This window comes from Dechloromonas sp. ZY10, assembly GCF_041378895.1.
In the GTDB taxonomy this organism is placed as follows: domain Bacteria; phylum Pseudomonadota; class Gammaproteobacteria; order Burkholderiales; family Rhodocyclaceae; genus Azonexus; species Azonexus aquae.
On record NZ_CP144212.1, the window covers coordinates 2,639,489 to 2,661,338 of the forward strand.

The 21,850-nt window shown below is 60.8% G+C and carries 15 protein-coding genes; 5 read left to right on the top strand and 10 right to left on the bottom strand.

Annotation, left to right across the window (positions count from 1 at the left end; translation table 11 throughout):
- Window positions 1-135 precede the first annotated feature (135 nt).
- Window positions 136-5,427 (bottom strand): caspase family protein, encoded by a 5,292-nt coding sequence (locus tag VX159_RS11980; protein WP_371323119.1) that lies wholly within the window; start codon window positions 5,425-5,427, stop codon window positions 136-138.
- A gap of 26 nt (window positions 5,428-5,453) precedes the next feature.
- Window positions 5,454-7,019: a ShlB/FhaC/HecB family hemolysin secretion/activation protein gene (locus VX159_RS11985; protein WP_371323120.1), complete on the bottom strand. Its 1,566-nt coding sequence runs from the start codon at window positions 7,017-7,019 to the stop codon at window positions 5,454-5,456.
- Between the two features lie 159 nt (window positions 7,020-7,178).
- On the opposite strand from VX159_RS11985, the gene miaA reads away from it, so the two are divergent.
- Window positions 7,179-8,150 (top strand): tRNA (adenosine(37)-N6)-dimethylallyltransferase MiaA, encoded by a 972-nt coding sequence (miaA, locus tag VX159_RS11990; RefSeq protein ID WP_371323121.1) that lies wholly within the window; start codon window positions 7,179-7,181, stop codon window positions 8,148-8,150.
- On the opposite strand, the gene VX159_RS11995 is transcribed toward miaA, so the two are convergent.
- From VX159_RS11995 to VX159_RS12015, 5 genes are all read right to left on the bottom strand, one after another.
- Complete coding sequence (locus VX159_RS11995) at window positions 8,140-9,267, bottom strand: two-component system response regulator (RefSeq protein ID WP_371323122.1); 1,128 nt, start codon at window positions 9,265-9,267, stop codon at window positions 8,140-8,142. The two genes, miaA and VX159_RS11995, sit on opposite strands and share 11 nt — an antisense overlap.
- 86 nt (window positions 9,268-9,353) lie before the next feature.
- Window positions 9,354-10,127 carry a septal ring lytic transglycosylase RlpA family protein gene (locus tag VX159_RS12000; protein WP_371323123.1) on the bottom strand — a complete coding sequence of 258 codons (774 nt, stop codon included), beginning with the start codon at window positions 10,125-10,127 and terminating at the stop codon, window positions 9,354-9,356.
- On the bottom strand, window positions 10,099-11,139 hold the full coding sequence (gene purM / locus VX159_RS12005) for a phosphoribosylformylglycinamidine cyclo-ligase (RefSeq protein WP_371323124.1): 1,041 nt from the start codon (window positions 11,137-11,139) through the stop codon (window positions 10,099-10,101). The genes VX159_RS12000 and purM overlap by 29 nt, the downstream gene beginning before the upstream one ends.
- A gap of 120 nt (window positions 11,140-11,259) precedes the next feature.
- Entirely contained in the window at window positions 11,260-11,856 is a 597-nt protein-coding gene (locus tag VX159_RS12010; protein WP_371323125.1) for a FlgO family outer membrane protein, read from the bottom strand.
- Complete coding sequence (locus VX159_RS12015) at window positions 11,844-12,608, bottom strand: hypothetical protein (protein ID WP_371323126.1); 765 nt, start codon at window positions 12,606-12,608, stop codon at window positions 11,844-11,846. The genes VX159_RS12010 and VX159_RS12015 overlap by 13 nt, the downstream gene beginning before the upstream one ends.
- A 536-nt stretch (window positions 12,609-13,144) precedes the next feature.
- Between VX159_RS12015 and tyrS the strand changes: the two genes are divergently transcribed.
- Window positions 13,145-14,419 (top strand): tyrosine--tRNA ligase, encoded by a 1,275-nt coding sequence (tyrS, locus tag VX159_RS12020; RefSeq protein WP_371323127.1) that lies wholly within the window; start codon window positions 13,145-13,147, stop codon window positions 14,417-14,419.
- A 121-nt stretch (window positions 14,420-14,540) separates the two neighbouring features.
- Here tyrS and VX159_RS12025 read toward each other — a convergent pair whose 3' ends face one another.
- From VX159_RS12025 to VX159_RS12035, 3 genes are read right to left on the bottom strand one after another with little or no spacing between them, the layout of a single operon-like run.
- The gene (locus tag VX159_RS12025) at window positions 14,541-17,219 is read right to left on the bottom strand and encodes a PAS domain S-box protein (protein ID WP_371323128.1); all 2,679 of its coding nucleotides are present in this window, start codon (window positions 17,217-17,219) and stop codon (window positions 14,541-14,543) included.
- Window positions 17,195-17,737, bottom strand: coding sequence for a hypothetical protein (locus tag VX159_RS12030; RefSeq protein ID WP_371323129.1), 543 nt, complete (start codon window positions 17,735-17,737; stop codon window positions 17,195-17,197). Before VX159_RS12030 ends, VX159_RS12025 begins: the two co-directional genes overlap by 25 nt.
- A gap of 5 nt (window positions 17,738-17,742) precedes the next feature.
- Window positions 17,743-18,831: an ABC transporter substrate-binding protein gene (locus VX159_RS12035; RefSeq protein WP_371323130.1), complete on the bottom strand. Its 1,089-nt coding sequence runs from the start codon at window positions 18,829-18,831 to the stop codon at window positions 17,743-17,745.
- A gap of 214 nt (window positions 18,832-19,045) precedes the next feature.
- Here VX159_RS12035 and hda point away from each other — a divergent pair, with 214 nt between their 5' ends.
- From hda to pcnB, 3 genes are all read left to right on the top strand, one after another.
- The gene (hda, locus tag VX159_RS12040; protein ID WP_371323131.1) at window positions 19,046-19,696 is read left to right on the top strand and encodes a DnaA regulatory inactivator Hda; all 651 of its coding nucleotides are present in this window, start codon (window positions 19,046-19,048) and stop codon (window positions 19,694-19,696) included.
- A gap of 38 nt (window positions 19,697-19,734) precedes the next feature.
- Window positions 19,735-20,409: an HAD family hydrolase gene (locus tag VX159_RS12045; protein WP_371323132.1), complete on the top strand. Its 675-nt coding sequence runs from the start codon at window positions 19,735-19,737 to the stop codon at window positions 20,407-20,409.
- Window positions 20,410-20,493: 84 nt separating this feature from the next.
- Window positions 20,494-21,840, top strand: coding sequence for a polynucleotide adenylyltransferase PcnB (gene pcnB, locus VX159_RS12050; RefSeq protein ID WP_371323133.1), 1,347 nt, complete (start codon window positions 20,494-20,496; stop codon window positions 21,838-21,840).
- The last annotated feature ends 10 nt before the right edge of the window (window positions 21,841-21,850 follow it).

The following is a 21,850-nucleotide window of genomic DNA, read 5'->3' on the forward strand; positions in this document are numbered from 1 at the left end:
TTCTGGCAGTTCCGCCCCCTTGGCAGGCGCCAAGCCAGGACGACCGAGGAAAGCTCGCACTCGCGGGCTCGGCCCGGCAGACGAAAAAAAGGCCGCAGGGAAAATGCGGCCTTTTTGCCAAACGGCGTTCTGCGCTTACTGGTACGAGCGTACCTCGACCAGGAAATCCCCACCCGGCGTATGCCCTGCCGAAGCCGAGCCGGCATATTGCGGATTCTGCGGAAACTCCTTCGTCACCTGTGCCTTGACCGCATCGAAGAGATTGCTGGCCGGGTCAAACTTGCTGACCGTCTTCAAGGCATTCATGAAGCTGTAGGCAAAAATCGAGTGCCCATCCTTGCCTTCGTCAGAGACAGGCTCCTCCCCCCCCGAGGACATCACGGTCACTGAACGCTTGGCCAGAATTGCATTCGGATCGACCGAAGTGCGGGAGCCCACCGTCTGCTCCTTGGCCAGCGAGCCGGAATAGCAGGAATCGGAAACCAGCATCACCTGTTTGGCCGGAATATTGTTCAACAGCTTGGCCACATCGTTATTGGAAATCCAGTTATCCGGCGACGTACTCTTGGCATCTGCCGGAATCCAGTAGCCGGTATTGTTCTTGTCGCTCAGATAGCCGTGCCCGGCGTAATAAACGGTGACCGAGTCATTCGGCCCCACCTCGCGTGCCAACTGGTTGAGAGCGACCACAATATCCGCCCGGCTAGCATTGGGCAGGGTTTTGACGTCGTAGCCCATCTGGTTCTTGAGCGCATCACCGACCGCCCGGGCATCGGGCAAAGCAGTTTCCAGTGCCGGAATATTGGAATCGGAGTAATTGTTGATCCCGATCATCAACGCCACCTTGCGCTGAATCTGCGGCAGGAAGGAGACCGTCGGACGCGGAGGCGGCGGCAGTTCAGCATTCTGGTTGCTGCCCTCCGGCACGCAAACCACCGCACCACTACCGCAAGGCGGCAGATCAGCAGCCTTCGGATTACGCTCGACGGTTTCCAGCGCCGGCTTCAGCACCTCGGTCTTCAATTCGCGGCGCATGGCCAGCACATCGGCAATCTGAGCCTTCGAGGCCCCAGCCGGAAGAGTAGAGAATGCGCTGGCCACTTCTTCCTTGCGCTGCTCCTTACGCGTTTCCTCGGCAACTTTCCGAGCCTCGGCCTTCTGCTCGGCAACCGCCTTCTTCTGCTCGGCTTCGGCCTTCTTCTGCTCCACCTCGGCCTTCTTCTGCTCGACCTCGGCTTTTTTACCCTCGACCTCGGCCTGTTTCAACTCGGCCTCGGCTTTTTTGACCTCAGCCTCGGCCTGCTTGACCTCAGCCTCGGCCCGCTTTTCCTCGACCCGCTTTTCGGTCACAGTCCGCCCCCCCGCCGAACGCTGACTGCGTGCCTCGATTTCCCCGAGCTGAGCAGCGGCCTCGGCCTGCTTGCTCTCCGCCTCAGCCTGCTTGCTTTCGGCGAGGGTCTGCTTGATCTCGGCTTCGAATTTCTTCTGCTCAGCCTTTTGTTCCGCACTCGCCTTTTGCTCCGGGCTTGCAGCAGTCTTGGCCGCACTCTCTGCCTGCTTGGCCTCGTTTTCCGCCTGCTTGGCCTCTGCGGCCAGCTGCTTGCTCTCTGCGGCCTTGCGCATCGACTCCGACTCCAATCGGGCCAGGCCAATCCGCTCGCGCAGTTGCTCACGCGTCAACGGCAAGGGATTGCCGCTCAGCATCAGTTTATTCAGGGCATCCTCGGTTTCGGCAGCACTCAATTGCATGAAACTGTTGATCAGGTTGCGCTCGACCTGAACCGGTGCCTCAGCCTGCTGCGGGAAATTGGGATTTTTTCCGCGCTGCGCCTCAATCGCCTGTTTCTGCAGTTCGGTCAGCAAACGGTTTTGTTCCAGCACCTGCTCTTGTACCTTCTCCGGTGCGATTGTCGGCTGCGGCAGCAGCGTGCCCTCCGGGGCAAGCGTTGGCTGCGGCACGATGCTCGGATCCGGCGTCGGCTGCACGGTCGGCACTGGAGACGTTGTTGGCTCGGGCGTGGGACTTGGGGTTGGCGCCGGGGTCTGGGTTGGCGCCGGGGTGCTGGCACCGCCACCACCGCCGCCGCCACTGCTAACCGTTGGCGCCGTGCCAACCGCATAGAATTTGCGATTGGTCAAATCGGAACTGGCGATGGTTGAATTGGACAAATACCCTGCTGCAGTCAGCGCAGATTTATCAGCATAGGTTCGATACCCGCTTGGCAAGGAAGATGTCGGCTCGCTGGTAGAGGAAGGAGTGATCAGAAACCAGGTTTTTCCATTCGAACTACCCGTTGCATTGATCTGTGAGGCCGGCGTGGTCTGTGACAAAGCGCCGTAGCTGGTTCCCGAGGAGGAATCCCCCAATTCGACGATTACGGTAGGGTCCGTCGTTGTCGGACTATAGGTGCTGGCGCTGCCCGGCTCCTTCAGAGGCGCCAGACTCCCCGAGCCTTGCAGCGAACCGGTCGAGCCCAGAGAAACCGTGCCACTACTCGATTTGGCATGAACAAAGATGTAGCTGGCTTTCGCCGTCCCCGAAGAGAGATCAATGTTCCCCTTCTGGGAAGTAATATCCAACTCACGGCTGGCCGTCAGTTCAGTGCTGATGGTCAGATTGCCACCGGCATTAAGACTCAGGCTCTCGGCAGGCTGCAGAAAACCGCTGACCACTGAAAGGGTGGCGGTTCCCGAAGTATTGACGGCAGTTTGCTTCCAGCTACCTGAGAAATAGGTGCTGACATCCTTGATGCAGATCGTGCTGCCAGGACAATTGCTGTCATCACCCAACTGGATGTTATCGCGCTCAATCCCCTTGGGCACCATCGCCAATGTCCAGGCACTCACCTTGAGCGGCACAATGCTTGAGCTGCTACCCAATGCTTCGTAGTCTGGAGACCCGGCAGCCAGGATGCCGGTAGTAAAAGTCGACTCGGCCCCCGACTCGACCGACAAGTAACGAGTAGAGATTTGCACGATCCCGGCCCGGTTATTCACCCCCCCGACCGTCACCTGAGCACCAGGTTTTACCCGCAGCTTGTTGCCGTTAAAACGCAAATCGGCTTCGTCGTACCAGTTAGTATTTTCCTGCACTGAAGCCGTCTTTGGAATATTGATCACCGCGTCACTGGCCAGCTTGATTTCGCCGCTGGCGTCATCCGTAGACTCCAGACGGACTTTCAGCCCCGAGGCCGAGGCGGCATCGAAACTTCCGCTCAACTCCACCGACCCGCCCTTGGCGATCAAGGTCCCGCCAGCCAACACCGACGGTACGGTATACGACTGAAGAAAAACCTTACCCGAGGTCAGCATCGACAAGGTCGATGCACGAGGATTAAAGCTGCTGCTTAAATAAATGTCGCCATAGGTAGCATCGACATCATAAGGGTTCTTGATCAACAACTTGGACAATGAACTGGTGCTGGCAAACAGTTCATGCACATCTGAAAAACAGAAATTACCCGCTCCGCAAGCATCGTTGGAGATCGACACCCCGAGCTTCAAATGCTGGATATTGGCTGACTTGGGGTCCAGCTTGAGGGTATTTGCCTTGACTTCGAGATTACTGGAAAAGCTACCCGCTTCGATGTGGACATTGCCGGCCGCCAGTTTTGCGGGGCTGGCTGCGGCAATCTGCCCGACTTTAAGCGCCGCAATCCCGCTATTGCTGCTGTAGTCGCCCACCTCGACCTTGCTGTTGGCAGCAAAATCCACCTTGGTTGCCTCGACCTTGAAACTCGCGCTGGCCATGGTATCCGCCGTGTCGGAAACCGTGCCCCCCGGCCCCGGCAAGCGAATCGAGGCACTCGGGCCAAATTCGACTGCATTACTCTTGGTGCTAAAAGAGGAAGAGGAGCCAGAGCTTGCATTCAGCCACAAGGCCAGGTTACGGCTATTGGCCGTATCCGAGGTCTTCGCATCAAAAGTCCCATTGACATAGATATACGGTGCCTCAAACGTGATTTTTCGCCCCTGCGGCACAGTGCTGGAAACCTCGAAAACCCCGCCATTCGGCAAAATCTCGATGTAATCGGTAGCGGTATAGGTGAGATCACTGCTGAGCAAAGCCGACTCAAGATTTGCCTTGCTGACTTTTGAAACCGGCGCTGGCGTGGCCGCCGGGTAACTTTCGCTAGTCGTACTGCAAAGATCACCACTGTTCAGCACAAAACAGATGACGGATGGATCAATCAGCCAGAACCCGGTTTTCCCTTTGCTGGCCAAGGTGTTCACCTGCCCGCCCAAGTCGATGCTCCGATGGCCAGAGGTTTCGACCCGTCCGCCGTTACCATCGAGAGCACCGCCTCGCGCAAAAATCTGCCCCTTGAAGTCGGTATGTCCATCGGCCCAGACCACGACCTTGCCGCCATCACCTCGTTCGGTTGCATCGGCCTTGATCGTTGCTCCGGCCTGCATGGCAGTCGTTTGCGCATTCGGTACGGCGCCATTCTTTCCTTGCCAGTCACCACCGACCAGCACCGTCCCGCCACCAGTAGCACCGGAGGCATCAAGAGCCGCCTTTGCGGTCAACTCGACTTTTTCGCCCAAAACGCGGATATCCCCACCCTGCCCCTGGCTATTGGTAGCACTCAAGGCACCACCCACGGACACCGTATCGCTTGCTCGCAGCACGATCCGCCCCTGTGCATCGACGCGGGCACTGTCGGCACTGAGAACGCCTTGCTGCTCGATTAGCGCCCCGAACATGTCGATCCTGCCACCGTTGGCGTCGATCCGTCCCAGGTTGACGGCCTTGTTCGCATTTGCTGCGATCGTGACTGACAATTCCGGGCCTGCCGTATCGGCCAGACTGACGCTCTTGCCGGCTGCCAGCAAAACCTGCCCCAGGGGGCTGGAGATGATGCCCTCATTACGTACTTCACCACCCACCAGGTAAACACTGCCGCCCAGCGGTGTGGAAATTCGCCCCAGGTTAACGACTGGGCCAAAACCCCCGCCATTGAAACTGAAACGGCGGGCAAGAAAATCGGCATCGGCCAGATTGAGCGACGAGAGGATCAGTTTGCTGACATCGATGACTGCATTCGGACCGACAAATATGCCGGCCGGGTTAACCAGATAAACCTGCCCGTTGGATTGCAAGTGACCATAAATCCTGCTCGGATCGTTACTCAGCACCCGGTTGAGTACCGCCGAACTCGCCGATTGCTGGTTGAAGCGAGTGGTTTCGCCGGCATTGATGTTGAATTGCTGCCAGTTGATGATCGTCCCTGGCGCATTCGTCACTGTCAAGGTGCTGCCCTGCTGGTTGAACTGAGCGTTACCGGCGACCACCTGTGGCCCGACCGGATTGGCCAAGGCCCCGGTATGGGCAAAACAGGCGGCGACCGCCATCGCAGCAAGCGATGGGCGAAAATCAAAAACCGGACGAGTGCAGCGGGCGGCGGGGCGATGACGAGAATTCATGATCTTGCAACTCCCTGAATACGGGATCAAAACGAAATATTGAGTGCCACATGACCGAACGAATCGCCACGCTGGCGACTCATCCCGGTCCCCGGACCACCAACGAACGATTCCTGAGTGACACCGACGTCAATCTTGAACGCAACGCTGCGTCCCAGATTGAAGCGCAGGCCGGCACCTACGCTGGAGAGCGGCAATTGGGCAGAACCGGCGTTTGAATAGACTCGGCCAAAATCATGAAACACCAAAGCCCGCAAACCAACGCCCTCACCCAGCTGCTTGCCGATATCCGGAGAGTACAACTCCACGTTTACACTATAGCCGCTCTCTGCGGTCGCGGTTCTCTCCATGTAGCCACGCACGGAGGCAGAACCACCAACCCCGAATTGCTCACCTGCAATCAGCCGGTTACCAGTCACTTGCCCGGCCAGAGCAACCCGGAACTGAAAATCCGCAGGTAACGGCAACATCGCACCTGCACTTATGCGCCATGCCTGCCAGCGATTTTCACCACCTCTGGCGTTGAGCCGGTATTCCTGGTTGCCACCGTTCGGGCCTCCCGGCAGGTTGGTAAACCAACCGAGGCTACCGTTCAACTGATAAGCGGGGTTATTCAACTGCGCGACATACGAAACGCTCAGCGGTTGCGAAGTAATCGTGCCGCACTTGCCCGGCGCGTCGGGTGCGCCCGTGCAATCGTTGCGAAAATCTTTGAAATCATAGCCATAGATAAGGCGATGACGGTATTCACCGATGCTTGAGAGTATCTGATTAAGGCGCAAGCCCAGCGTCACCCCCTTGCCGGTAAACTGATTGGCGTTGCCAAAACCGACATTGGTTGTGGCATTGGAGTCGGAATAGGCCGCAATCAAATCGAGGGACAGACCGCTTTCATAGAACGGCACCCGATACCCCCCGGAAAGACTCAGGCTCTTCTGTGGGTAATCCCAGGAGGTGCTAGCCGTCAGGGTCAACATGTGGTCGCGATTGAACAGGTTGGCATGCTGATAGCCAACGCTGTAGCGGTTGACGCCGGTCGACTTGCTCCCCATGTTGTCGGCAGTCAGCAGGATTTTTTCCGGGTTTTCCTCTGTGACATTGACAATCGCATCGATATCACCCAACTGCTCGGCGGCCTGGAAGTTAACCGCCACCTGCTTGGCCGGATTTTCATTGGCCGCTGCAACCGCAGCGACGATCTCGCCGGTGTTCGGCTGCCGCCGTTCCTGCAGAGGCGGCAAACTGGCGCGGATATTATCAGCGTTGTAGATTTGGCTCCCCTTGATCTGGACCGACTGAATCTTTCCTTCGATCACCTTGAGCTTGATCCGCCCCTGCTCGGCCGCCTGCACCGGCGGATAAACCTTGACCACCGGGTAGCCGGCCTTTTCATAAGCATTGCGCAGCGCTTCGGCAGCCGCGTTGATGTCATCCAGAGTCCGTCCGGTACCCACGTAAGGCTGAACCACCTGGGCAATGGCTGCTTCGGGAAACAACGTAACGCCTTCCACGTCGAAGGCATTGATCACGAACCCGCCGGTATCGCCGCCAACCCCTGCCACCAACACTGCCAACACCGCCCCGAAACTCATTGACAACCCCTTGTACAAACTCTCTTTGCGCCTTGATCAAGGCAAACCTTTCCATTGTACTAGAAGCACTGGGACAAACAGAATAGGCCTTTCGCCCCACCCGCCGCCGAATCGCCCCCTACCGGAGATTCACCGATACCCGTGATAGCATTCGCCGCCATGAATTCTGCCTGCTCCACCCATTCACTCCCCCCCGCCATCCTGCTGATGGGCCCGACTGCATCCGGCAAGACTGCCCTTGCCATGCACCTCGCCGAGCGTTTCCCCTGCGAGCTAATCAGCGTTGACTCAGCCCAGGTCTTTATCGACATGGATGCAGGCACGGCCAAACCCAGCGCCGAGGAACTCGCACGCCACCCTCACCGGCTGATCAACCTGATCAGCCCGGAAGAAAGCTACTCGGCGGCACGCTTTTGCAGTGACGCCCTGGCGGCCATGTCCGAAGTTCGCCAAGCCGGAAAAATCCCCCTGCTGGTCGGCGGCACCATGCTTTACTTCCGGGCGCTACTACAAGGGCTGGCCGACCTGCCGCAAGCCGACCCGGCCATTCGGGCTGAACTCGATGCGGACGCCGCGCGTCTCGGCTGGCCAGCTTTGCATGCTCGACTGCAGGCGCTTGACCCGGTGACCGCAGAACGCCTGCACCCTACCGACAGCCAGCGAATTCAGCGCGCCCTGGAAATCTGCCTGCTTTCAGGGCAAACCATGTCGGCCCTGCTTGCCACCAGCCAACACACGCCCCCACCCTACGACTTCCTGCAGTTGGGCCTGCTCCCATCCGACCGTAGCGTTCTGCACGAGCGGATTGCCCAGCGCTTTGACAGCATGCTGCTCGCCGGACTCGATGACGAGGTGCGACAGCTACGGGAAAAATACTCGCTGCACCCCGAACTTCCCTCGATGCGCTGCGTCGGCTACCGCCAGACCTGGGAGGCGCAGGAAGGACTGATTCCCCGCCGGGAGTTACGGGATCGGGGTATTTTTGCCACCAGGCAACTGGCCAAGCGCCAAATCACCTGGCTCAGCAATTCGTTTGCCGCTGACAACTTCGATTGCCTGGATGCGGCGCTGCAAAAAAAAGCCGGCGACCATGTCGCCGGCTGGCTGGCGGCCCGAAACTTCAGTTCCTGAGCAAAGCCTCAAGCGAATCGGCCAGTTCCTGCAGCTGATCGATGATCTGCGCACCTTGATCCTGTGACGCTACCATGGTCCGCATCTGCTCGCCGGTCAGCCCCGTCAGGAATTCTTCCTGTTCCTCGGTCAAGCCAAGCGAAACAAAGGACTTGGCCAGCACCTGCTCGAACTCCAGCATGCTTTGCGTCAGTTCGAAGGAACTGCGGCGGTAGCCCGCCTGGACCGATTGCAACACTTGCTGCACCCTCGGCAGCACCCGCTCGATCCCCTCGCGCCGACGATGCGCCAGCAAATCACTTTCAATCGCCTGCATCCGGGCTGCGGCCCCCTCGGCCAGCAGCGCTACGTTATCGCGAATTCGTCCGGCCCGCTCCTCATCATCCAGCGGCATGTTATTAAGCAGCAGCGTCAGATTGCCGTAGTTGAAAACACAACGCGACTTGAACTGGAAGATTCGCCCGCTGTTACGGACATGGTTGAGCACCGCAACTTCCAGCGGGACTTCCGGACCATGGGCACTGACCGAATAAACCCGCCCGTCGAGCCGCAACTGAACGGCTGCCTGCAAGTCCCACTGCCGGGTTGCGTCAAGTATCGCTGCCGCCAGCGACTCGACATCGCTGCAGGCAAAAGACTTGCTGAGAAACTGCAGCACCACGCCCAACTCACCCATGCTGGTCATGGCCGAAAGCGCAGTCCGCTGGGCATAACCCGCCTGCTCGTTGAGTGCCCGCTTGCTGGCAATGATCCGCTCGGCAACCTGCAGCTTGCACTGAATCTCGGCCGGCTCGAAAGGCTTGAGAATAAAATCCTCGCCTCCGGCTTCGTAACAACTCAGACGCGTTTCCATGTCATCGTTGGCCGAGACAAAAATTACCGGAATATCCTGGGTTTCCCAGTCGTCCTTCAACTCGCGGCAGAAGGTATAGCCATCCATCCCCGGCAACGACAGATCGAGCAACAGCAGATCAGGCTGACGCTCCGGCAGGCGCGCCCGGCAAGCCTCGACCGACGTAAAGCACTCGACCGCACATTGCCCCGCGAGAATCTCGCGCAACACGGTCAGGATAATTTCGTCATCATCGACGATGAATACCAACAATCCGCTGTCCATGGCTTTTTTCTTCATCTCCCGAAAGTAGGACATTGTAGACCAAGCACATCACTACAAACGCCCGCTGGATCACCTCACCGTAATCTTCACTGCATTCCCAAATCCTGCACCGGCAGCGAAAAATCGGCCTCTGACGGCGGTTGACCGTAAAAATCGGGCATCTCAGGCAAACCAAACGCCGCCCGGCACGCCTGTCGCGCGTCGGTTTCCCCCTCGCCAGCGAACAGGGCTGCCGCATGCGCCGGGTCAAGCCTGGCGACCCGTACAATAGCTACCCCAGCCCGCAGACTACCCAATGCCTCAGCCGCACTGCGGGACAGGTCGATCACCCGCTTGCGATGCCCGGCCATCCGGTCATTAATCCGCACAATCACGCAAGCTTCGGTATCCGGGCGGTAAACAGCAACCTTGCTTCCCAGCGGGAAGCGGTTGCTGGCACCGGTAAATTCGCGCACATCGAAAGTTTCGCCCGAGGCGGTACGCCGCCCCTGAAAGGCATGGCCGTAAAAACTGGCGGCGCCATGCACCCCTTGAAAATCGCCGGCCAGCACTTCGGCTGCACCCAGTGTGGCAACCAGGTAATCGGCCGGATTGCTGGCCAGCGGCTCGCTGGGTGGAGGGGCCTTGGGCTGGGCCCGTTTAAGGGCCGGACGCAACGGCCGGGCTTTGCCGCGCACGACCGGCGGCGCGACCGTCGCAAGCTGCCGCAGCCCATTGCCCGGCTTGGCGGGAGCCGCCATAACCGGCTTCGGGGCAAAAACAAAAACCAGAAATCCCGCCAGCAGCAGCGCCGGCAAGCGCAGTTGCCGGCCAGCCCGCTGCGCCGGAGAATCAGACCACCAGGGTCTGCGCTTCGTCACCCTGACGCGCCCGGATCACGCCGATGCGATAGACTGCCTCGCCCTGCGCCTTAAGTTCGGCCTCGGCTGCATCGGCTTCGGCAGCAGAAACGATCACCACCATGCCAATACCGCAGTTGAAGGTACGGTGCATCTCGTTTTCGGCAACATTGCCTTCGGCCTGCATCCAGTCGAACAGCTTGGGACGCGGCCAAGCAGCCTTCTGCAGTTCGGCGACGGTATTCTCTGGCAGCACGCGCGGCACGTTTTCAAGCAGGCCGCCGCCGGTGATGTGGGCCATGCCCTTGATCGTCACCTTCTGCATGGTCGCCAGCACCTGCTTGACGTAGATACGGGTCGGCGCCATCACCACGTCGGCCAGGGTGCGCTCGCCGTCAAACGGCGCGTTCATATCCGGGTTGGAACGCTCGATGATCTTGCGCACCAGCGAGTAACCGTTGGAGTGAGCGCCGGAAGAAGCCAGACCAAGGACCACGTCGCCCGGCTGGATCGACTTGCCATCGATCAGTTTGGATTTTTCGGCAACCCCGACGGCGAAGCCGGCCAGATCGTACTCACCGTCCGGGTACATCCCCGGCATTTCGGCGGTTTCGCCACCGATCAGCGCGCAACCAGCCAGCTCACAGCCCTTGGCGATACCGCCGACGACCGCAGCGGCGGTATCGACATGCAGCTTGCCACAGGCAAAGTAGTCGAGGAAGAACAGCGACTCGGCCCCTTGGACCAGGATGTCATTCACGCTCATCGCCACCAGATCCTGGCCGACGGTATCGTGCCGATTGAGCTGGAAAGCCAGCTTGAGCTTGGTGCCAACGCCGTCGGTGCCGGACACCAGCACCGGCTCCTGGTAGCGCTTGGGCACCTCGAACAGGGCGCCGAAACCGCCGATGCCGCCAAGCACGCCATCGCGCAGCGTCTTCTTGGCCAGCGGCTTGATGCGGTCGACGAGGGCATCGCCGGCATCGATATCGACGCCGGCATCACGGTAGGAGAGGGAGGTATTCTGGGTCATGGCAGGAATATTTGCGGTCGACAATCAAAGATTGCCATTTTACCTCAAGCCGGTGCCGGCTTTTTCAATAAACAAAGGGCCGCGCTGGACGCGGCCCCGGCACCTGCCTCTGTTCGCCGCCTAGCGCAGGCCCGGCTGGCTCTTGCGCAGCATGCTGCGCACCTGCCGATCCAGCGGCAGCGCATAGTCGTGCGCGGCCAGGATCATGCTGTTGGCCGGATTGACGAGCTTGAGGCTGACGTGGATGTAGGACGCACTTTCGGCATAAGTCCCGAGAACCACCGCCTGCGCCCGATGCGCGGTCGCCACTTCCTTGATCTCACGAGTCAGCAGGAATTCACCCTCGTTGCGCTTCATGTAAATCCCGTTACGCAACTTCAGTTCAACCACTTGCTGCCCCATCTGGCTCAGACGCGACGACACCTGTTCGGAAATCAGCCGCCCCAGGGTCGACGACTGCTCCAGCTGGTCGATATTGGCCACGGTCGCCACGATGAACGGCGCGGCCGCACTCTCGGCACGGTTGTTGACACTCGCCGGCAGCCCGTAACGCTGCATCAACTCGCCGACTGCACGGTAGTTGGCCTGAACGAAAGCATTCTTGCCAGCCTCCTCGTACGTCGGCTCCGGCAGATCGCCATCGCGCCGAATCGTTTCGCAGCCGGCCAATGTCAGCCCGGCCAGAACCAGCCAAGCCCCCGTTATCAGCGCGCGCATTTCGCCACCTCACCGCCGCAATCGCCGCTGACCTGCAGCACCGTACCACCCGCCGCTGGGCGACTCCAGTACAGGGCAACATCCGCATCGGCCACGAAATAGACATGACTCTTGCGCACCACGATCCGGCCGGCGTCGGCAATCGACGTGGTCAGCACGATTTCGCTTTGCGGCACCGGGCCGCTGGCTTCGCGTGACTTGCCGCCAGCCTCTTGTTCAAGCCAATTCAAGCCATCAAGCCAGGCTCCAACACCGACCAAAACAGTCCCGACATGCACGCCAACTGCATGCGTCACCTTTGCCGAGCCAATCGCCCCCAGCCCCCATAAACCAACGGCCAGCGAAGTCAGCTGACCGTAACGATACTGATTGACCACGCGATCAGGAGAAAAGCGGTAGGCCGCATAGCGCACATCAACGCTCAAAGCCCCTTGCGGCTGCGTCGCCACCGGTACGCCACGCTCGACCAGCGCAGTGATCAGCAACTCGCGAAAACCTTCAACGAAAGCCTGTTCGCCGCCCGGCTGCGGCACATACAAGGCCCGCCCAGCAAGCTTGTCGCCGATGCTCAGATCGGCCGCCAACTGCTCGGCGACATGCCCGGCGATCACCTGCCAGTGATGTGCCGCCTGCAGCTTCTTCTGCGCCGCCGCTTCAAAGCGGGTCGGCGTCGGCACATCGGCATATTTCGAGGCACAACCGGACAACCCCAGCCCGGCCAGCAGCGCGCACAAAATGGCGCTCTTGTTCATATAAAACTCCCTGTCGACGAGGACAAAACCTTTCTGCCAAAGCAGATACAAGCCAATGGCAGCAGCAAAAAACAACCATGGGATTATGCCAAACACCCATCGCAATGCCAAAAGGAATATTCCATCAGTACCAAACGATGAAAAACAACATTTTTTAGATCATCCACGGTCAACAACCTTCACACTTAAAAACCAGCCTCGCGACAAGGCCGACCGACCGCCATCCACCTCCCGCCGTCGAAACCAGACTCCGGGAAGTCTCATCATGCGCTTAGCACCGAATACTGATCAGCGGTACCGACACCTGTCCGTGGCCAAATGCCCCTTACTTGAGATACCGGATGAAACAAGGGGCTCGGGCGTTCACGCGATACGCATAGCCGCCTAGCCATACGCGAATCAGCGACACCACATTCCCCTCCGGTCAAAAGCATGCCGAACTGCAGTCGACCGCAGCGCCTCTGTTAAAATCTGCGGTCCGATTTTTGGCGCGTCGGAATCTTTCTCAACTTGCGCCGGTTTGTGGAGAAAACGCAATGTACAAGTCCCCCCTCCTTCAGGACCTGCAGGATCGCGGCCTGATCGCCCAGCTCACCGATGCGGAGACGCTCGACCAGATGCTGACCGAGGAGAAGGTGACGCTGTATTGCGGCTTCGACCCGACCGCCGACAGCCTGCACCTCGGCCATCTGGTGCCGGTGCTGATCCTCAAGCGTTTCCAGGACGCCGGCCACACCCCGATTGCGCTGGTCGGCGGCGCCACCGGGATGATCGGCGACCCCAGCTTCAAGGCCACCGAGCGCAAGCTGAACACGCCGGACGTGATCGCCAGCTGGGTCGGCAAGATCCGTGACCAGGTCAAGCCCTTTCTCAAGTTCGAGGGCGACAACGCGGCGATCATGGCCAACAACTACGACTGGTTCAGCGGCATGAACTGCCTGGAATTCCTGCGCGACATCGGCAAGCATTTCTCGGTCAACGCCATGATCAAGAAGGAATCGGTGCAGCAGCGCATCCAGCGCGAAGACCAGGGCATTTCCTACACCGAGTTTTCCTACAGCCTGCTGCAGGGCTACGATTTTGCCGAGTTGTACAAGCGCCACGGCTGCAAGATCCAGGTCGGCGGCTCCGACCAGTGGGGCAACATCACCGCCGGCACCGACCTGACCCGTCGCCTGCATCAGACTCAGGCCTACGGCATGACCGTACCGCTGATCACCAAGGCCGACGGCACCAAGTTCGGCAAGACCGAGTCCGGCGCCGTCTGGCTCGACCCGAAAAAGACCTCGCCCTACGCCTTCTACCAGTTCTGGCTGAACACGGCCGATGCCGACGTCTACAAATTCCTGAAGTTTTTCACTTTCCTGCCGGTCGACCGGATCAACGAGATCGAAGCCGCCGATAAAGCCAGCGGCGGCAAGCCGGAAGCCCAGCGCATTCTGGCCGAGGAAGCCACCCGTCTGGTGCATGGCGAAGTGGCGCTGATGGCCGCCCGCCGCATCACCGAAAGCCTGTTCTCCGGCCAGCTGGCCGACCTGACCGAGAACGACCTGGAGCAACTGGCGCAGGACGGCATGCCCGGCGTCCAGATCGACGGCGCCAACGCTGGCCTGATCGACGCGCTGGTGGCCGCCGGCCTGGCCAAGTCCAAGTCGGAAGCGCGCACCTTCATCTCGGGTGGCAGCGTCGCGATCAACGGCGTCAAGGCCGACTCGCTCGATCACCAGATCGTTGGCGACGACCGCCTGTTCGGCCGCTTCAGCATCCTGCGCCGGGGCAAGAAGAACTACGGCCTGATCAGCTGGCAGTAACCCGACGCCCGTCCTGAACGCCCCGCCCCGCTGCGGGGCGTTGCTTTTTTACCGGCAGCACCATCACTGCCGGCGAGCATTTTCTGTATTTACCACGGTCGACCGTGGCAAAGCGCCATTTTCAGCCGACCGCACTCATCTCAGCAGCCTTGCTGCGACTCAGCCAGCGATGAATGGTGGCGTAAACCAGTTCCAGATCGACCGGCTTGCTGATGTGGTCGTTCATCCCGGCGTCGAGACAGGCCAGGCGATCCTGTTCAAAGGCATTGGCAGTCAGGGCGACAATCGGCGTCTGCCGGTTCAACGAGTCGGCACGGATTGCGCGCGCTGCCTCAATCCCGTTGAGATGCGGCATTTGCATATCCATCAGCACCAGCGCGTATTTCTGCTGGTTCGCCAGCACCACCGCCGCAGCGCCGTCCTCTGCCAGATCCGCAATCAACCCAACCTCTTCCAAAGCGCCCTGCATCACCGCCTGGCTGATCGGCTCGTCTTCCGCCAGCAGCACGCATGCGCCAGCAAAATCACGGCGCAGCCGGCTCTCCGCCGACTCATCGCTGCCGTGCGGCAGGAGTTGGCCGTTGGCAGCCTCATCGGCCAACGGCAGGCGCACGGTGAACCAGAAACAACTCCCCTGCCCCAACTGGCTGCTGACACCGATTTCCCCGCCCATCAACTCGACCAGACGCCGGCTGATCGCCAGCCCCAACCCGGTACCGCCGAAGCGGCGGGTCATCGACTCGTCGGCCTGGACAAAGGGACAGAACAGACGCGCCTGTTCATCCTCGCCAATCCCGATCCCCTGGTCGCTGACCGAAAAGCGCAACAGTACTTCCTGCCCGACCTCAGCCGCCAGTTCGACCGTGATCCTGATCTCGCCATGCTGGCTGAATTTGATCGCATTGGACGCCAGATTATTGAGGATCTGGCCAAGCCGCAGGGGGTCGCCGAGCAAGGGTTTGCGCCCCAATTCCCAAGGCAGGTCAACCGCCAGCGTCAGCCCCTTTTCTTCGGCCCGGGCGCCTAGCATCGAGTAAACATTGCCGAGTACGGTCGAGAGATGCAGGGGAATCCGCTCCAGGGTCATCCGTTCGGCTTCGATCTTGGACAAATCGAGAATGTCATTGAGGATGCCCAGCAAATGCTCGGCTGACGTCCGGGCCCGCTCCAACTGCTCCTCGCCGCGCGGATCGCTCATCCGCTTGCGGGCCAGCGCGATCATCCCCAGCACCCCGTTCATCGGCGTCCGCAGTTCGTGGCTCATATTGGCCAGGAAGGTACTCTTGGCCCGACTGGCCCGCTCGGCGTCCTCCTTGGCCTGCGCCAGATCGCGGGTACGAGTCTCGACCATTTCCAGCAACTGGGTCTGGTATTCGAGCAATTTGGCTTCGGCCGCCTTGCGCTCGGAAATATCCTCAACCATCGCCACGCAGTAATCGACCTGACCATCGGCCTTGCGGACCACGCTGACCGCCAGCCGGGTATGCACCGGGTGTCCGTCGCGATGAACGAAACGCTTGTCCATTGCATAGCCATTGATTTCGCCGGCCAGCAGGCGCCGGAACTGTGCTGCGTCAGCCTCCAGATCATCAGGATGCGTCAGTTCGACCCAGGTCATCCGCTGCAATTCCTCGCGTGCATAACCAAAGGACTGGCACAGCGCATCATTGACCTCGACCCACCCCTTCTCCGGGCTGGTGATTGCCATCCCGATCATTGCGTAATCGAAATAGGCATGGAAGCGGGCTTCGCGTTCGCGGATTCCCTCCAGCATCAAGACCCGTTCGGTGACGTTGTGACCGATTCCGAGCACCCCCAGCAAATCGCCGCTACCCGAGTAAATCGGCGTCTTGGTAGTTTCCAGCAACACCCGCGGACCACCGTGGGCATAGGTCACCCATTCTTCATTGACCGTCGGCCCCCCGCGCTCGACAGCCCGCTGATCGTTGCGGCGGAAAAAGTCGGCCAGTGCCTGATCGACAAAATCGTAGTCGGTCCGTCCGATGATCGCCGCCTCGGCCGCCCCGAAAAAGCGTTCGAATTCGGCATTGCAGGCCAGATAAATCCCAGCCGGGTCCTTCAGCCAGATCATCGCCGGCGCCGACTGGATCACCGTCTTGAGCAGGCGCCGTTCACGCTCCAGTTCCTCGGTACGCTCGATCACCCGCTGCTCCAGCCCGCTCTGGGCCTGATTCACTTGCTCGGCCATATGGTTAAAGGCCAGCCCCAGCGCCAAGAATTCACTACAGGACTCGCCATCCGTGGCCACCCGCCGCTGCCGCTCTCCGCCGCCAAAGGCTCGCGCGGTTTCGGCCAGGCGGGCCAGCGGCTGGGTCAAGCGGCGTACCGCGCCCCAAACCAGCCCCAGGCCGACCAGCAAGAAGAGCGTCCCGACCAGCAACAAGCCGGTACGAATCCGGCCAGCCCCCTCCAGCATTTCGGCCTTGCGCTGAAAATGCACCAGGCGCAAGCCCTCGCTGCCGCTGATCGCAACGTGCCGATAACTGGCCACCAGTTCGCCCAAAGGCTCAACCACCTGGGCCACACTGCCTTCGAAACCGGCAGTGATTGCCAGCAGGCGCAGTACTTCGCGCTCTCCCGGCTGCCCCGACAAGGTGTTTAGCAGCACCTCTCCGGAAGTATCGGCAAGCAACATGTGCCGCTGCAAGTTGGGCATCGCCGCACTGCCGAGTTCGGCCATCGGCAACAACTGCTCGTGGTTGAGCACCGCCAGCAGCACCCCCAGCGGTCGCCCGACCGGCCGACCTTCACTGTCTAGCGCATGCACCTGGCGTAGCACGGTAAGCGCCAGCCCCCCCCGCCGGCATCGGGCAGCAGACGGATCATTTCATGCACTCCGGGCTCGCCCATGGCACGCAAGGTCTCGGCTGCCAGCAAGCGCCGTCCGATTTGCGAGGCCGAAGTGCTGAACCGCACCTCGCCACTACCCGGATCGAGAATCTGCAGGTAGCGGTAATGGTCGGGGTAGGCCCGCAACAACCGCTCGAGCGTCACTTCGACCGTTGCCTGTGTAACCTCGCCTGGCCGCTGCAAGGCACGGGCAACCACCTCGTTTTCAGCCAGCACCAGCAGGTCGCCGCGCCGCTCCTTGATCCGCTGAGTCAGCAAGGATTGCTGGTAGTCCGCCCCCTGCTCCAGCAGTTGCACCGCGCCGGTCACGTGGCGCTGCCACTCGCCGGTCAACCCCAGCGCCGGGACACCGAAGTACCAGGCACACATGACGGCAGCGATACTGAGGGCAAAAAGCAGGGCGAAATAGCGACTGACGCGGGCGGAGAAGGAGTGCGGGCGCATCACGATGATCAATTCTCGTAATCAAAAACCGACAGGCGATAGCGTTTGGGATCAGCGATGACTCTGGCCAGGCCGTCATACCGCAGAGCGGCTTCGACGGCGGACCATTGCGCACCTTCCGGCAAGCGCCCCTGACGACTTAAAAAGTCGAACTCACCGCGCAACGGCGGCCGGCTCAAGCGCTCGGGAATAGCCGGTGCCGATGGCACCTCAAGCAAATCCTGACGGACAATCCGTACCGCCTGCGCATCCGTCACACCGACCGGCTTACCCGAAAAGGCCAAGGCATCGGCCTTCATCCAGCGCACTGCCCGCTCCAGATTGGACTGGGAACGACGCATCCACTCCAATGCCCTGACGAAGGATGCGGCCACCTGCAGGGCGCTCTCCGGCTGCCGCTCGGCGAATGCACGGCCAAACACCAGATAGTCGCTGGTCAAGCCGCGAAATACCACCCGGTTATCGCGGCTCGCGGCCAGGGCAATCGCCGGCGCCGGCTCCCAGCCGGCAAATGCGTCGATGCGGCCAGCCGCCAGTGCTTCTGGCATCTCGCTGACGGCCAGCGGCAACAGCTGCACCCGCTGCTCGTCGAGCCCAGCCGAGCGCAGGCCCTGCAGCAGGGTGTGATGCGCACTCGACCCCTCGACATAACCAATCCGCTTGCCGGCCAGTTCGCCCACCTGAATCACGCCCCGTCCGACAATCGCAGTCGAGGTCTGCTTGACCAGGCCGACAATCACGGCCTGCCCGCCGACCGTAGCCATCAGCGTTGGCATGTCGCCGAGCAACCCGACCTCCAGCTGACGGCGATTAAGCAACGGAACAATCTCCGGCCCACGCCAGAAGGGATGAAACACTGCAGTCCCGCGCGACACCTCAAGCGCCCGCTGCAAAACCCGGTCGCGCTGCATCACCGCGCTAACCACCCCTGACGGTATACCCAACGGCTGCACACCGACATCAACCGCAGGCGAATCGGCAACCGGCAACGCACGCCCGGCATCAGCCGCCAGCACCAGCGGCAACACCAAGCCCAAGCCCAACCCGCACAGCCACGACCAAGCGCGGCTTTGGCAATCATTTTTCCGGCATCTCATGCAGGCACTCCTCCCCGCGTCGATAGACCTTCCCCTGACTCAATATAGCGGCTTTTCCGCCGCAGCACCGTATGACCTATGGTGCAAATCATGGCGAATTGGCCGCTGTTTAGGGTCGACCGTAAAAATCGCAAAAAATGCCACTTGCCAGGCACCTCTCGGCGCGCTTCCGGTTTACCAGTAAAATCCGCCCCTCGTCGTTTCTCCCCCCACCATGCGCCAACTTACCCTCGACCTCGTGCCCGACAGCCCTCCGACGCTGGACAACTTCGTCGCTGGCAGCAATGCCGAAACCGTCGCGGCACTGACCGAATGGCTGGCTGGGGCGCGGCCCGACACCTCGTTTGCCCTTTACGGCGAGTCCGGCTGCGGCCGAACGCACCTGCTGCTGGCCAGCGGTTTCGCCTATGTCGATGCCGCCACCAACCCGGCCTTGGCTGGGATTACCGCCAACGGCGAGTTGGCGATCGACAATGTCGACCGGCTCGACGCCGATGGCCAGATTGCGCTGTTCGCGCTGTTCAATCAGCTCAAGGCTGCAACCGGTCGCCTGCTCACCGCCGCCCCGCAACCACCGGCCCACCTGGCCTTGCGCGAGGACTTGCGCACCCGCCTCGGCTCCGGCCTGATCTACCGGCTGCAAGCCTTGTCAGACAGCGAAAAGGCCGAGGCGCTGCAAGCCCTGGCCCGCGAACGCAGCCTGCGCCTGCCCGGCGAAATCAGCAGCTACTTGTTACGCCACGTCAGCCGCGACATGCGGACCCTGGCGATGCTACTGCTGGCGCTCGACCAGTATTCGCTGGAGCAGAAACGTCCGCTGACCCTGCCGCTATTGCGCGAACTGCTGCAGCAATACGCCCCCTGAATCCTTCATCCTCTTCCTTGTCTGCACCGCCTGTCACCATGAATCTTGCCCTGTTCGACCTCGACAACACCCTTCTTGCCGGCGACTCCGATTTTGAGTGGGCGCAATTCCTGATTTCGCGCGGGGTGGTCGACCGCGAAGTGCAGGAGGCCAAGAACATCGAGTTTTACGAGCACTACAAGGCCGGCACGCTCGACATTTACGCCTTCCTCGAATTCCAGCTGGCACCGCTGGCCCGCCACCCGCGCAGCGAACTTGATGCCTGGCACCGCGAGTACATGGCCAAGCACATCCGCCCGATCATGACCCCGCAGGCCCGGACCAAAGTTCTCGAGCACCTCGCCGACGGCGACCTGTGCGCCATCGTCACCGCCACCAACAGTTTCGTGACCGGTCCGATTGCCCGCGAATTCGGGATCAGCAACCTGATCGGAACAATTCCTGCGGTCGACGTCGCCAGCGGCCGTTTTTCCGGGCAGCCGACTGGCACCCCCTCATTCCAGGGCGGCAAGATCACCCGCGTCGAAGCCTGGCTGGAAAGCCAGGGTCTGTGGTGGGGAAGTTTCGAAAAAAGCTACTTCTACAGCGACTCGCACAACGACCTGCCGCTGATGGAGAAAGTCAGTCATCCGGTTGCGGTAGACCCCGACGACAAGCTGCGGGCACACGCCACGGCAGCCGGCTGGCCGGTCATCAGTCTGCGTCCGGCTTAACATTCTTCATCGGCAATTGCGCAAAAAGCCCTACGCCTTCCGGTAGAATCCGCAGGTTTTCGCAGTGCAACATTTCTTTTTCCCGTGATCCGCAAACTCATTTCCCGTGTTTTCGGCGGCAAAAAAGCCGCCCCCAGCAAGAACGAACCGGCCGTCATCCCGGTTTCCAGTCACGGCATCACCCGCGACCGCCTCAGTTCAGGCAGCCGCCGCACCTGCGAAACCCTGCAGCAGCACGGCTACAAGGCCTTCGTCGTCGGTGGCGCGGTACGCGACCTGCTGATCGGCGCCGACCCCAAGGATTTCGACGTCGCGACCAACGCCACGCCGGAGCAGGTCCGTGCCTGCTTCCGCCGCTCGCGGATCATCGGCCGCCGCTTCCAGATCGTGCATGTGATGATGGGGCAGGAGACGATCGAGGTCACCACCTTCCGCGGTGAACTCGACGCCAACACCAAGAAAGACGAGCACGGTCGCGTCCTGCACGACAATGTTTTCGGCACCCAGGCCGAAGATGCGGCGCGCCGAGACTTCACCGCCAACGCCCTGTATTACGACCCAGCCACGGAAGCGATCATCGACTACCACCACGGCGTCGGCGACCTCAAGGCAAAAACCCTGCGCATGATCGGCGAGCCGAAGACCCGCTACCGCGAGGACCCGGTGCGCATGCTCCGCGCCGTTCGCCTGGCGGCCAAGCTCGGGCTGCAGATCGATCCAGACGCCAAGCGCCCGATCCGCGAAATGACCAGCCTGCTGGAAAACGTCCCGCCAGCCCGGCTGTTCGACGAAATGCTCAAGCTGCTGACCTCGGGCCATGCAGTGAAATGCCTGCGCCAATTGCGCGACGAAGGCCTGCACCACGGCCTGCTACCGCTGCTCGACGTCATCCTCGAACAGCCGCTCGGAGAAAAGTTCGTTATGCTGGCGCTGGCCAATACCGACGAACGAATCCGCAAAGGCAAGGGAAGTTCGCCCGGCTTCCTGTTCGCCACCCTGCTCTGGCACGAAGTGTTGATGCACTGGGACAAACTGAAGGCCAAAGGCGAGTTGAAGATTCCGGCGCTGTATCAGGCAATGGACCACGTGCTCGACGTCCAGGCGGAAAAGCTGGCGATCACCCGCCGCATCGTCGGCGACATCAAGGAAATCTGGTCGCTGCAGCCGCGCTTCGAGCAGCGCGCCGGCAAGCGCCCCTACGCACTGCTCGAACAGCCGCGTTTCCGTGCTGCCTACGATTTTCTGGTGCTGCGTGCCCAGGCCGGCGAGATCGAGATGGAGATTGCCGACTGGTGGACCCGCTTCCAGCGTGCCGACTTCGACCAGCGTGGCGAAATGCTGCTGCCGGAAGCCGCTGGCGACAAGAAAAAACGTCGCCGGCGCAAGAAAAAACCGGCTCCCGGCGACGTTGACCGTAGCAGCGGCGAATAAACGCAAGGAT